Here is a 12065-nt window from a genome sequence, read left to right as displayed (position 1 = left end):
CGCGATCCTTTCGGGCTGCAACACGGTTTTGCTGAATAAAAAGACGGAGGGAAGGTGAACGTTAACGGTTCATCGACACCAGAAATTCTTCGTTGTTGCGGGTTCCGCGCATGCGGTCGAGCAGGAAGTCCATTGACTCCATGGCGTTCATATCAGCCATGTGCTTGCGAAGAATCCAGATGCGTTGCAAAGTTTCTTTGTCAAGCAGCAGGTCTTCCCGACGCGTACCGGACGACAGAACGTCAACTGCCGGATAAACGCGTTTGTTGGACAGTTTCCGGTCGAGCTGGAGTTCCATGTTACCGGTCCCTTTAAATTCTTCAAAAATTACTTCGTCCATCTTCGAACCGGTGTCGATCAGCGCCGTGGCGATGATGGTTAACGAGCCGCCAAATTCAACGTTTCGGGCAGCCCCAAAAAAGCGTTTCGGTTTGTGGAGAGCGTTGGCATCGACACCACCCGACAGAATCTTACCGGACGAAGGCACCACCGTGTTGTAGGCCCGCGCCAGACGCGTGATCGAATCGAGCAGAATAACCACATCATGACCGCACTCGACCATCCGTTTCGCTTTTTCCAGTACCATCGAGGCTACTTTAACGTGCCGCTCAGCCTGTTCGTCAAAAGTTGATGAAATAACTTCGGCGTTCACGCTCCGGGCCATGTCCGTCACCTCTTCCGGGCGTTCGTCGATGAGCAGAATGATGAGATAAACTTCCGGGTGGTTTTTCGTGATGGCGTTGGCGATGTCTTTCAGCAACACGGTTTTACCGGTTTTAGGCTGGGCCACGATCATCCCCCGCTGGCCTTTCCCAATCGGCGCAAAGAGGTCCACGATCCGGGTTGAATACTGATCGGAACGGTAGCTCAGGTTCAGTTTTTCTTCCGGAAAAAGCGGAGTCAGGTATTCAAACGGGATCCGGTCGCGGATTTCCTCAGTCGTTTTGCCATTGACCGATGAAACACGCAGCAGGGCGAAATATTTTTCACCTTCTTTAGGTGGGCGGATCTGGCCACGTACAGTGTCCCCGGTTTTCAGACCAAAGAGCTTGATTTGTGACGGTGATACATATATGTCGTCGGGGCTGGCCAGATAATTGTAATCGGCTGAGCGCAGGAAGCCATAGCCACCATCGGACATGATTTCCAGAACGCCCTCGTTTTCAATGATCCCGTCGAATTCCCGCACATGCTGATTATACTGCCGGCGAATGCGGTTGGTATATTCATCCGGGCGCACTACGTCACGCTGCTGGCGTTCGGGTTGCTGTGCGGGTGTTTGACTGGTTGCTTCGGGTTGATCAGCCTGAACCGGTGTTTCCGGTGTTTCCGGGCTTGGAGCAGTTCCCTCTGATGGCTCGCCTTCAGTCTCGGCGGGGGCGGTATAAAAGTCGTCGGAGTCGGTTTCAATCGATAGATCCAGTGCGGGTTGTTCCAATTCTCCTTTGCGGTTCCGAAGTTGCTCCGGGCGCTGGGGCTGGTTGGGAAGTCCCTTTTTTTCACTGGATTTCTCTGCAGAGGGGGCTGCAGGGATAATATCTTCGCCAATTTCCTCGTCTTTGCGAATCCGCTGACGCACCCGCCGGGGATCATGGGAATCGGAGTTTTCGTTTCGGGTGGGGCGAATGGGGCCGGTTTGTTCCGGACCACGCCGGTTTTGAGGACGGGTAGCTGCCGCATCGGGTCGGCCATTTCGGATCGTATTGTCCCGATTGGGGCGCACCACCGGAACGCGTGGTTCTTCCGTCCGGACTTCCGGCGCTGGCGCTACTACTTCAGACTGAACAGGTTCCGGAGCCGAAACCGAAACCGGCGTTTCCGGGGCATCAGGAGTGGGCTGAGCAGCGGGAACAGCCTCGGCTACCGGTGAGGGTTCCGGGCGCGGACGGCGACCCCGGCGCGGGGCTTCGGCAACAGCAGCCGGGGTGGCTTCCGCACTTTTCCCATTTTCAGTGGCTGCCGGAACGGGGTCAGGGAGTAAGGATTGCTGGTCTAAAATTTTATAAACCAATTCCTTTTTGTTGAATTTACTAATGTCACGAATACTGAATGATTCAGCAATCGCTTTTAATTCTGATAAGAGTTTCAGATCGAGTTCTTCCTTATTGTACATAAAAAGCCAGAGTAAGCAAAGAGGGCTTTACTTGATAATGTGTGAGATAATTGTCGCTACGGCAAGCCGTGGATGAATGAATCCAAATGAGGAAAAGTAGTGCTTTAATGGTACGATTGATTACAAGTCAGATATTTGCTTGACCTATGCACTTGCAGCAACTGTTTCAGTGTAATAACACAACTACGCTGGTGCGTGGAGGGTTCAACAGGGACAGTTTGTTCAGGTGGATTTGGCTTGCGGCCTCAGATTACATGGATAAAGGCAGAACACCTGTGATATCGGGTCAGAACCTATATGACCACAATGTTAATAGTTTAATCCCGCTTTGTCAACAAGAACGACCAAAAGATGCAAATGTTTTAGAAAGTATTCAAAAGTAGTCAGGAATTATTTTTCACTTTCGAGCGGGAAACCGGCCTGTGACCGAAGATAAATGTTTCTGGATGGAAATGCAAACCGGCCGCTATGTTTCTTAACAATGGCCATCAACTGATAGTTCACTTCTTCCTTTATGGCGTTAAATTCCCGGTAATCGCTGGTAGCCACGTAGTACTGAATCAGAATATCGAGCGAACTTTCACCGAAGGTGTCAAATTGAATGAGGGGAGGGGATTGATTGGTTTTGGGCTGGTTTTCAAGCCATTGACGTGTGTCGTCAACGATTCCCCGCAACGTCTCGGCCGGCGTATCGAGGGCAAGACGAAGATAGAACTTAGCCCGGCGCTGGCTCCGCTGGGTCAGGTTATCGAGGGATTGCGAAATCATCAGGCGGTTGGGAACGGCGATGCGGCTGCCGTCGTCCGTACGGAGTCTGGTACTTCGGAAACCGATTTTCTCCACGGTGCCGGTAACCTGATTGGGACCGGTTCCGGCGGTCACGGTGTCACCCGTAACAAAAGGACGATCGAGCAGAATGGCAAAGGAAGCAAATAAATTTTCGAGCGTTTCGCGGGCAGCCAGCGCAATGGCCAGGCCACCGATGCCCAGACTGGTTACGAGCGCAATGACATTGACATCGAAAACGACACTTAGAATCGAGAAAAACGCAATCGCTGAAACGGTTAGAATCATCAGATCGCGCACAAACGGCACCAGTTGGTCGTCCAGCTTGGTTTCCGTTTGTTCGGCCCGTTTCTGAAAAATCAGGCCCACGAACTTCACAAACCGGATGGCAATCCAGGCCAGCGTAATCATCAGTGTCGTTTGGTACAGCCGGATCACCACCAGGCGGTAGCCGAACTCGGTGCGGGGAACAAATCCCCACTGATCGGGAATGGCCAGTCGATCGAAGGCCAGGAAAAGCATGATCAGCAGAATGAGGAATTCAATCGGTTGGCGCATCAACCGAAGAAAATCGCTGATCGGAATGGCATTGGATTCGGGCTTGACGAGCCGGTAGAAAAATCGGCTCAGCAGCATCGATAGAATGCGTTTCAGCCACAAACCCAACAGAATAAGGAGAGCGAACAGGACCAGATTGCCGACGGAATTGCCCATCAACTGCTGCTCAAACCACGTTTTTACCGATTCCATGCCGCATTTTAAGCATTTTTAACACATAAGAGTGAGGAATCTGGTCTCTATTTGCAATTTTTGCAGCAATGAACATCGCCATCGACTGGGGGAACAGTGCCATCAAAGCCGGAATTTTCGAGCATGGAAAGTCCATGGAAGTCTATTCGCAGTTATCGGTCGAGAACCTGCAAACCCTGATTCAGAATGCTCCGCCCGATGCGGTCGTCGTTTCGTCGACCAACCGCCCGGCCGACCAGTTGCGGGACCAGCTTCCGTTAAAACCGGGAACGTTCTGGCTGGCGGTCGATGGCTATACGCCGGTGCCGATGGAAAAGCGGTATGATACGCCCAACACGCTGGGCACCGACCGGATTGCGTCGGCTGTTGGGGCCAAAGTCCGGTTTCCGGACGATGCCTGTCTGGTGATTGACATGGGTACCTGCATCACGTATGACTATGTCGATGCGGCTTCGGTCTTTCACGGCGGAATGATTTCTCCCGGCTTCCGTATGCGATTCCGGGCGATGCATTCGTTTACAGAAAGGTTGCCTATGGTCGAGCCGGATGAGTTGAGACCCTCGCTGTTGGGAAAAAATACCCGGCAGGCCATGCAGGCCGGTGTGGTCAATGGATTGCTCGCCGAATTGAACGGCATTATCGACGCACATCGACGGGAACACCCGGATGTGAAGGTACTAATCTGCGGAGGAGATGCCCCGTTTTTTGAAAGTAGCCTGAAACCACCCATCTTTGCAGTACCGGAACTGGTACTGATCGGATTGAATCGTATTTTACAACATAATGTCGACCTCTCGTAACGGATGGTATTCCGTCTTATTTACCGGCCTTCTCCTGTTTGGAACGGCTCAATTGACCGCTCAGGCACAAGGTTTAGGCAATTCTCCTTATTCTTCGCTGGGTATTGGTGAAATCTACGGCAACAGCAACGTCACCAACCTGGGCATGGGCGGCATGGGAACCGCATACGCCAACAGTTTTTTTCTGAATAGTGTCAACCCGGCTTTGCTGGTTCGGAACCGTTACACCTTGTTTGAAGTGGGTTTACTGGGGCAAAGCAAAGGACTTTCTGATAGTCGTGGACAAAAACAGCAGGATTTTGGGGCCAACCTCAGCTACCTGACGTTTACGTTTCCCGTCACCCGGTATTGGTCGACGGGAATCGGCTTGCGGCCCTACAGCTATGTGGACTACCAAACCACACAATACCAGAAAGTGCCGGGCACCATCTACGAATCCGAATACATTTACCGGGGACGGGGTGGGCTCAACAAGGCAACATTTACCAACGGTTTTAGCCTGACCAAGAGCCTCTTCTTCGGCTTTGAAGCGGCTTTTCTCTTTGGAAACACCACCAAAGATTCCGACTCCCGCTTGCTGATTGGGGGAGATGACATTACTGTAAAACGTTCAACACAAACGAGTTACAGCGATGTGGTATGGCGGTTTGGAGCTGCCTGGCGACCAAAGCTGAAAAACGACTGGTTCCTGAATGTCGGTGCGACCATTGATCCGATGACAAAACTGAGCGGGAAGTCGATCGATACGTACCAGCAAATCGACGCCAGTGGGACGCAGATTTCGAATCCGGATACGGTTAGCACCCGGAATGGCGGTTCGGTTACGCTGCCTACTCAATTTAGAGGGGGGATCGTGTTAGAAAAATCGCAGAAATTAGCCGTTGGGGTTGAATTTGGGTACCAGCCCTGGTCAAAATTTTCGGATCTGGAGGGCAATTCGGGGAGTTTGAAAGACAGTTATTCGATCGGTGCCGGGCTGGAATACACGCCGAAAACCCGGTCGACGCGCTATCTGGATCTCATTCCGTACCGGTTAGGGTTCAATTATTCCAAGCTGCCGTATTCGATAGGAGGGAAACAACCCAACGATGTGAACGTCAGTTTAGGCGTTTCCCTGCCCGTGGGTCAATATGTAAACTCAGTTTCGATCTCGTTGATCGGTGGTCAGCGGGGGACGGTTACGAACGGTCAGATTCAGGAGCGGTATTTCAAAATTGGCCTGGGTCTGTCGCTCAATCAGCCCTGGTTTGTGCGTCAGAAGGTTGATTAACCGATGAAAGTCCCAACGAAGCCGTTGCCGTTCAGTCAAAGCTGCGAACCAGGGCGCTCAGACTTTCGTTCTAAGGATTGGAATGATGCACACTGAAAACCATGATGAGTAAGTATATTTTTCGGGCCATCTTTTTGGGCCTGTTTGGGAGTGCTTTGATGAATTGTACGGAAGAACCGGCTGCGAAAAAATCAAAACCGTATACCGGCCCGCTGGAAGAAATCAACGACGTTCAGATTCTGTACAGCGAGATGGGGTTGTTGAAGGTCAAGATGAAAACGCCCTTGCAGTACAAGTACCAATCCAACGACCGCGTTTATCCCAAAACCGTCAACATCGAGTTCTACGGCCCTGACCAACAGGTCGAGACCACCTTGCGGGCGGATTCGGGCCGCTACGTGCAAGCCCAGAATTATTACCGCGTTATGGGGAACGTGGTGGTGGTCAACAAGAAAAAAAATCAGGAACTCTACACGCCGGAACTCAACTGGAACCCGACCACCAAGAAGGTGTATACCGAAAAAAAGGTCAAAATTCTGAGTAAAAACTCGAATGAACGACTGGAAGGAGTGGGATTAGACACGGATCAAACGTTCTCGCACTACTTTATTCGAAAAACGTCGGGGATCTTCCGGATGTCGGGTAGCGGAAATTAACGCTGAATTGCCCGCTTAGCGTTGACGTTGCACCCGACACGTATCCAGCACTTTGCTGGCTTCTTTCACATCCGTAATCACGGTTTCTCCGCCCCACTTGTTGTAAATATAAGTCGTGATTTCCGCCACATCAATGTCGGTTAATTGCGGATTGGAGGGCATTGGCCGGTTGAATCGCCGGCCATTCACCACAATGGGTTCGTTTTGGCCGTACCGAATCAGGCAGATGACTTTTTCTTTGTTTTTCAGGTAATCAGACCCGTTGATGGGCGGATACAGTGCCTCAAGACCCTTGCCGTCGGTTTGGTGGCAATTGGCACAATGTTCGGTATAAAGCTGGTAGCCCTCCACAAAATATTTTTCCTGCTTTAACTCCTCCTGGCTCTGGCAAGCGGTTTGGAGGAGAAACGGTACGAGCAGCCATCCCAGCGTTCGTCTTCTCATTTCGTTTTATATTCGGCGAGTAACCGGTCCATGTCAGCCATCAGTTTGTCCGCGCCTTCTTCCGTGGTGCCGTCATACATGCCCCGAACGTGCTTTTCTTTGTCTACCAATACGAAATGACCGCTGTGGAGAAGACCGCCCGGCGCTCCGGCGTCTTCCTGAGCCACCACCATGTAACTCTTGCCGGTTTTAAAAATCTCTTCTTTCGGGCCGGTGGCAAATTGCCATTGCGAGCCGGTAATTCCCAGACTGGTCGCAAACTCTTTCAGCACCGCCGGTGTGTCGTGTTTCGGATCGATGGTATACGACAGCAACATCACGTCCGGATTGTTCTTGAATTGGTCGTAAACCCGCTTCATCTGGGTTTTCATCTTTGGACAAATGGTCGGGCAGGTGATGAAAAAGAAATCGGCCACGTAGATCTTTCCATCAAAGGTTTTGTCCGTTACCGGCAGGCTGTCCTGGTTGGTAAACCGAAAACCCGGAATCTGATAATAGGCCGTATCCGTAACGGTTTTACCGTCGACTTCTTTCGTGATGACATCCCGTTCGCCCATGATGGGTAACCGGTTTTCTGTTGATGAGCAAGCCGCTAAAAAAAGGAAGACGGCCAGCGAAATACTGCTTTTTAGCACTGAATACATTCTGAAAATTAGTTTAATTGGAAAACCGGGATCGCGAAACCGCCTACTGGTTCAACAGCCCACGTTCGGAATTAGTTACGCAGGAATTCTTTCGCCTGCGTAATTCCGCCATTTATTTTCGCTTTCACCTCACTGATTTTCTTCAATTCCTGATCCAGATATGCCTTCGCCTGCGTTTCGTCTAGACCTTTGACCGAATCGGCGTTGTAATGGTTCATCCAGGCATACATCAGGCTGTCGGTTTCGGTCAGGCTTTTATTGATTTTTAGGCCTTCTTCCTGACGGGCCTGGATGCCGGCTGAAACCGGCGTAATTTTGGACAAACTATCAATCTGGTGACTTATCTTTTCCTTAAGATCCATCAGCTCACCGGTGCGGGGCATGATCTCGTCATGTACGACCATAACCTGATCCTGAATCTGTTCAATGCTTTTTTTGTCACCGGATGACTGGCAACCCGCCAGTGTAACAAGGCAAATCAGTAATTTTTTCATGGTATTGATGGAGGAAGTTCAAGCAGTAGGTTTTTATTCAGGACGACGCTTTCTGCGACAGCAATTCTTTCGCATTTTTCAGAACACTGGCGGAGGGGTTATTCCCGCCGATCATCTGGGCGATTTCCTGAACCCGTTCGTTAAAAGTGAGTTTTTTCACCCGGCTCACGGTGCGGTTTCCTGAATTGTCTTTGTACACAAAATAATGGGCTTTTCCCTGCGCAGCAATCTGGTGCAGGTGCGTAATGGCGATGATCTGGTGGCTGTGCGCCATGTCACGCATCATGTTTCCCATCTTGATCGCGATTTCGCCGGAGACGCCCGTATCAATTTCGTCAAAGATAATCGTCGGCAGCGAACGTTTGCTGGCCAGAATGTACTTGATCGCCATCATTAACCGGGAAAACTCACCCCCTGAAGCGACATTTTTCAATTGCTGGTTCTTAATGCCTTTGTTGGCACTGAACAGGAAAGAAACCGTATCGACGCCCGTATAGGTCGGCTTGCCGGTTTCCATGTTGATCTTTAACGAAGCATTGGGCATGCCCAGATCGGCCAGCAAACTGCCCACCCGCTCCTCAATTTCCGGACTCGCTTCCCGGCGTGAAGCAGAAAGGGCATCGGCGCTTGTCATGAGTTGTTGAAAAGCGGCTTCATTCTCGGCTTTGGCCAAAGCCAGTTCGGCGTCGGAATTCAGGATTTTACTTACTTTCTTCTCCAGATCCGCCTGAATATCCAGCAGTTCGGCGATGGTTTTTACGGCGTGTTTGGTTTGCAACTGATAAATCAGATTCAGCCGTTCCCGAATGACCTCGACCCGCGCATCACTGGTCTCAATGTTATCTTCTTCAGTGTTAATTTCATTGGCCAGGTCACGCAGCTCGATCAGTGCGCTTTGAGCCCGATCCCTGAGCTGGCTGAACCGATCCGTCAGACGGGTAACGTAGTTCAGGTTATTGACCACATTTTTGAGGTACACCACCACCGATTGCTCCGCATTGTCGAGGTAATCCGACGAGAGCTGAAGCCGCTCTTTGATGTCTTCGGCGTTTTCCAGAATCGTGAGTTCCTGTTCCAGCAATTCCTGTTCGTCGGTTTGCAACTCCAGTTTGTGAAGTTCTTCATACAGGAAACTATTGTAATCGAACTCCTTTTTCATCGTTGCTGTTTCAGTCAACAGTTGTTCGTAGGCTTCCTGTTTGAGTCGGTACGTGCGGTAATCGGTGCGGTATTGACGCAACAGGGCGTCGTTTTGGGCGTAGGTATCGACAATTTCCAGTTGGTATTCATTGGACCCCAGCAAAACGGAGTCATGCTGCGAATGAATGTCCATTAAATGGCTCGTCACCCGCCGGAGAATATCGAGGGTCACCGGTGTGTCGTTCACGAAAGCGCGGGACTTTCCACTGGGGCTGATCTCCCGCCGAACCATGCAGGTTGAGTCGTAATCGAGGTCAGCCTCTTCGAATAAATTCTCGATGAGGTAGCCTGATACCTTGAAAAAACCCTCGATCACGCATTTTTCGTCCGGATTGTAGAGTGCTTTGGTATCGGCCCGATTGCCCATCAGTAAACCAATGGCACCCAGCATGATGGATTTCCCCGCCCCCGTTTCACCCGTAATGGTGTTCAGGGCAGTATCGGGATCCATTTCCAGATGTTCAATCAGGGCGTAATTCTTGATCAGTAAATGCGAAAGCATGGCAAAATTCTAAAAAGGAGCTTTTTCATCCAGGATGACTTCGTCAACGGTTTGGATCAGAACCGTATGATTGTGACCAATGTTATCACGAATCGATAATTCTGAACCCTGAATGCCGACCAGCCGACCGTGCAAGGTCCGTCCGTCAAGGAAAACCACATTGACTTCAGCATTTACGAGTCTGGCGGCCGATGCGGATGTCCACTGGTTGAGAAGCTCCATAGCCCGAATGCGAATTAAACGTTTACCCATGAATTATCTGAGTAACTTCCGGTAAACTTCTGTTTTAGCCGGGTCGAGGGTGGAAAGAAGCGTGAAGGCCTTTTGCCGTTCATCGCGCGGGCCTTCGTTCATGATGTTAAAAAGTTCCTCGCCCTTGGCGTCAAAAAATGTGTTGATCACCACGGAATTGAGCCGCTGCTGACTGACCTGCTGGAGGGTCGACAAAACGCCTAAGACCTGCTGGCGCGCCCCTGCGGGATTGGTTGTAAAGGTATCTAAGGCCTGGCGGTGGTAGGTATACAAGGCTTCGTGATAGGGAATAAACTGCTGGCTTTGCAGATTTTCGATCAGCCAGTACCGGTTGCGGATGTCACCTTTGGCAGCCCACGCCCCACCGGCATCGGCCCGTTGATTCGCCAGGGTCATCACGTTATAGGCCCGTTGAAAAAACGGTTTTCCGCCCTGCTTGCTAAATGTATTGTAATCGACACCCAACATGATGAGCGCGTGAAAAGCAAGCAAAGACGTTAATTCACTGGAATTGGTATTTTCGTTGAAAAACATCGCATCGTTCGGGCGGTAGGGGAAATCAAACGAATTGTCGATGTAGCGCAGCGTAACGGTTTCATAATTAGTCCCATACACCGGTCGGGTAACAATGATCTGGGCACGGCCCTCGTAGTAGTTCTGAGCGGGAACCTTCAGAATGTCAATAATCAGTTTGCAGTTGATGCGTTCTTCCGGATTGAACGCATCGGTAGTCCACCGGCGGGTGTTGATAAAATCCGTAATGAAACTCTGAAGCTGGGGAAAAACCTGACGGTCGGTGACCTGCGTCGACTGGGCCTGGTTGAAATTTACCGTTACCTGGCAATTGAGCTCCTGGGCCAGACCGGGTTGGGTCGACAGGCCAATGAATACCGCAGCGCTTCGCAATAAGGATTGAAATTTCATACCATCGATAACTGTTCCTGAATGAGATTGAGCAAATCTTCGGCCACTTTGTCCTTCGATTTCAGATCAAATTCATACATCCGCTCGTCTTTGTCAATAACGGTAATTTTGTTGGTATCGTGTCCAAAACCGGCACCCGGATCGCGCAAAGAATTCAGAACGATCAAATCGAAATTTTTGGTCCGGAGTTTTCCCAGTGCATTGGCCAGTTCATCGTTGGTTTCCAGTGCAAAACCGACCGTGATCTGATCGGGGCGTTTCTGCTGCCCCAGGGTAGCGGCAATATCGACGGTTTTGGTCATTTCCAAACCAAAAACCGTTTCCTTTTTCTTTATTTTCTGATCGGCGGGTTGCAATGGGGTGTAATCAGCCACGGCGGCCGCCAACACAACTACGTGGGCTTTCGAAAACTCTTCCGCCGTTGCTTCAAACATTTCCCGGGCCGAGCGCACCGCAATGCGCCGGATGGCCGGATCGGGGAGGGGTTGCACCGTGGGGCCGCTGACGAGCGTAACGTCGGCTCCGGCCTGGGCAAAAGCGCGGGCAATGGCATAGCCCATCTTGCCGCTCGAGTGGTTGCTGATAAAGCGAACCGGATCGATGGGCTCTTGCGTAGGGCCTGCGGTAATCAATATTCGTTTGTGTCTAAAAACCGGGCGGTGGGCAAAATGCCGTTCCAGGTCATTCACAATGTGTTCTGGCTCTGCCAGCCGTCCTTCGCCCACCAGCCCGCTCGCCAGTTCGCCGTGTTCGGCCTGAATGAGGTGATTGCCAAAAGATTCCAGCCGCCGAAGGTTTTCCAGAGTCGTGGGGTGGCGGTACATGTCCAGATCCATGGCGGGTGCCAGAAAAACCGGGCATTTCGCTGATAGATAAACCGCCGACAGTAAATCGTCACAAAATCCGTGGGCCAATTTCGCCAACGTATGAGCCGACACCGGCGCAATGACCAGCAAATCGGCCCAAAGAGCCAGCTCGACGTGGTTGTTCCACTGCCCTTCGCCCTGTCCGCCAGAGTGGATGAACTCCGAAAAAACGGGGCGTTTCGACAGCGTAGCCAGCGTCAGGGGCGTAATGAAATCTTTGGCTGCGGGTGTCATGATCACCTGCACTTCGGCTCCCGACTTGATCAAAAGCCGGATCAGCAGGGCTGATTTATACGCAGCGATACTACCCGTTACGCCCAGCAGTATCTTTTTTCCGGTCAATTTGGACATGATAAGCAGGATA

General features: G+C 51.2%; 12 protein-coding genes. 3 read left to right on the top strand and 9 right to left on the bottom strand.

Annotated elements, in window-relative coordinates:
- Positions 1-61 precede the first annotated feature (61 nt).
- Positions 62-2113, bottom strand: coding sequence for a transcription termination factor Rho (gene rho / locus F0P93_RS25015; protein ID WP_150880465.1), 2052 nt, complete (start codon positions 2111-2113; stop codon positions 62-64).
- 390 nt (positions 2114-2503) lie between these two features.
- A complete protein-coding gene (locus tag F0P93_RS25010; protein ID WP_150880464.1) occupies positions 2504-3649 on the bottom strand; it encodes a mechanosensitive ion channel family protein in 1146 nt (381 codons plus the stop codon).
- A 68-nt stretch (positions 3650-3717) separates the two neighbouring features.
- On the opposite strand from F0P93_RS25010, the gene F0P93_RS25005 reads away from it, so the two are divergent.
- The 3 genes from F0P93_RS25005 (at position 3718) to lptC (ending at position 6375) form a co-directional block, all read left to right on the top strand.
- Positions 3718-4449, top strand: coding sequence for a type III pantothenate kinase (locus F0P93_RS25005; RefSeq protein WP_150880463.1), 732 nt, complete (start codon positions 3718-3720; stop codon positions 4447-4449).
- Positions 4433-5719 (top strand): BamG family beta-barrel-assembly machinery protein, encoded by a 1287-nt coding sequence (bamG, locus tag F0P93_RS25000; protein WP_225309633.1) that lies wholly within the window; start codon positions 4433-4435, stop codon positions 5717-5719. The genes F0P93_RS25005 and bamG overlap by 17 nt, the downstream gene beginning before the upstream one ends.
- 101 nt (positions 5720-5820) lie before the next feature.
- Positions 5821-6375, top strand: coding sequence for an LPS export ABC transporter periplasmic protein LptC (gene lptC / locus F0P93_RS24995; RefSeq protein WP_225309632.1), 555 nt, complete (start codon positions 5821-5823; stop codon positions 6373-6375).
- A 15-nt stretch (positions 6376-6390) separates the two neighbouring features.
- Here the strand turns inward: lptC and F0P93_RS24990 are convergent, their stop codons facing one another.
- The 7 genes from F0P93_RS24990 to coaBC form a co-directional block, all read right to left on the bottom strand.
- Positions 6391-6819 carry a c-type cytochrome gene (locus F0P93_RS24990; protein ID WP_150880462.1) on the bottom strand — a complete coding sequence of 143 codons (429 nt, stop codon included), beginning with the start codon at positions 6817-6819 and terminating at the stop codon, positions 6391-6393.
- Positions 6816-7463, bottom strand: a complete 648-nt coding sequence (locus F0P93_RS24985; protein WP_150880461.1) for an SCO family protein — start codon at positions 7461-7463, stop codon at positions 6816-6818. The genes F0P93_RS24990 and F0P93_RS24985 overlap by 4 nt, the downstream gene beginning before the upstream one ends.
- 71 nt (positions 7464-7534) lie before the next feature.
- Complete coding sequence (locus F0P93_RS24980; protein ID WP_150880460.1) at positions 7535-7957, bottom strand: viral A-type inclusion protein; 423 nt, start codon at positions 7955-7957, stop codon at positions 7535-7537.
- Positions 7958-7994: 37 nt separating this feature from the next.
- Positions 7995-9659, bottom strand: a complete 1665-nt coding sequence (gene recN, locus F0P93_RS24975) for a DNA repair protein RecN (protein WP_150880459.1) — start codon at positions 9657-9659, stop codon at positions 7995-7997.
- 9 nt (positions 9660-9668) lie between these two features.
- Entirely contained in the window at positions 9669-9911 is a 243-nt protein-coding gene (locus F0P93_RS24970; protein ID WP_150880458.1) for a hypothetical protein, read from the bottom strand.
- A gap of 3 nt (positions 9912-9914) precedes the next feature.
- Entirely contained in the window at positions 9915-10835 is a 921-nt protein-coding gene (gene porD, locus F0P93_RS24965) for a type IX secretion system protein PorD (RefSeq protein WP_150880457.1), read from the bottom strand.
- Positions 10832-12052: a bifunctional phosphopantothenoylcysteine decarboxylase/phosphopantothenate--cysteine ligase CoaBC gene (coaBC, locus tag F0P93_RS24960; protein ID WP_150880456.1), complete on the bottom strand. Its 1221-nt coding sequence runs from the start codon at positions 12050-12052 to the stop codon at positions 10832-10834. The genes porD and coaBC overlap by 4 nt, the downstream gene beginning before the upstream one ends.
- Positions 12053-12065 lie beyond the last annotated feature (13 nt).

Origin of the sequence: Larkinella humicola, from assembly GCF_008727875.1 — a bacterium.
Taxonomy (GTDB): Bacteria; Bacteroidota; Bacteroidia; order Cytophagales; family Spirosomataceae; genus Larkinella; species Larkinella humicola.
The sequence above is the reverse complement of the archived record's forward strand: the minus strand, read 5'-3'. Positions and strand labels throughout refer to the sequence as shown.

Bases quoted from the DNA above. Each gene is read 5' to 3' on its own strand.
- rho (WP_150880465.1), bottom strand. From the start codon at position 2,113: ATGTACAATAAGGAAGAACTCGATCTGAAACTCTTATCAGAATTAAAA.
- F0P93_RS25010 (WP_150880464.1), bottom strand. From the start codon at position 3,649: ATGGAATCGGTAAAAACGTGGTTTGAGCAGCAGTTGATGGGCAATTCC.
- F0P93_RS25005 (WP_150880463.1), top strand. From the start codon at position 3,718: ATGAACATCGCCATCGACTGGGGGAACAGTGCCATCAAAGCCGGAATT.
- bamG (WP_225309633.1), top strand. From the start codon at position 4,433: ATGTCGACCTCTCGTAACGGATGGTATTCCGTCTTATTTACCGGCCTT.
- lptC (WP_225309632.1), top strand. From the start codon at position 5,821: ATGATGAGTAAGTATATTTTTCGGGCCATCTTTTTGGGCCTGTTTGGG.
- F0P93_RS24990 (WP_150880462.1), bottom strand. From the start codon at position 6,819: ATGAGAAGACGAACGCTGGGATGGCTGCTCGTACCGTTTCTCCTCCAA.
- F0P93_RS24985 (WP_150880461.1), bottom strand. From the start codon at position 7,463: ATGTATTCAGTGCTAAAAAGCAGTATTTCGCTGGCCGTCTTCCTTTTT.
- F0P93_RS24980 (WP_150880460.1), bottom strand. From the start codon at position 7,957: ATGAAAAAATTACTGATTTGCCTTGTTACACTGGCGGGTTGCCAGTCA.
- recN (WP_150880459.1), bottom strand. From the start codon at position 9,659: ATGCTTTCGCATTTACTGATCAAGAATTACGCCCTGATTGAACATCTG.
- F0P93_RS24970 (WP_150880458.1), bottom strand. From the start codon at position 9,911: ATGGGTAAACGTTTAATTCGCATTCGGGCTATGGAGCTTCTCAACCAG.
- porD (WP_150880457.1), bottom strand. From the start codon at position 10,835: ATGAAATTTCAATCCTTATTGCGAAGCGCTGCGGTATTCATTGGCCTG.
- coaBC (WP_150880456.1), bottom strand. From the start codon at position 12,052: ATGTCCAAATTGACCGGAAAAAAGATACTGCTGGGCGTAACGGGTAGT.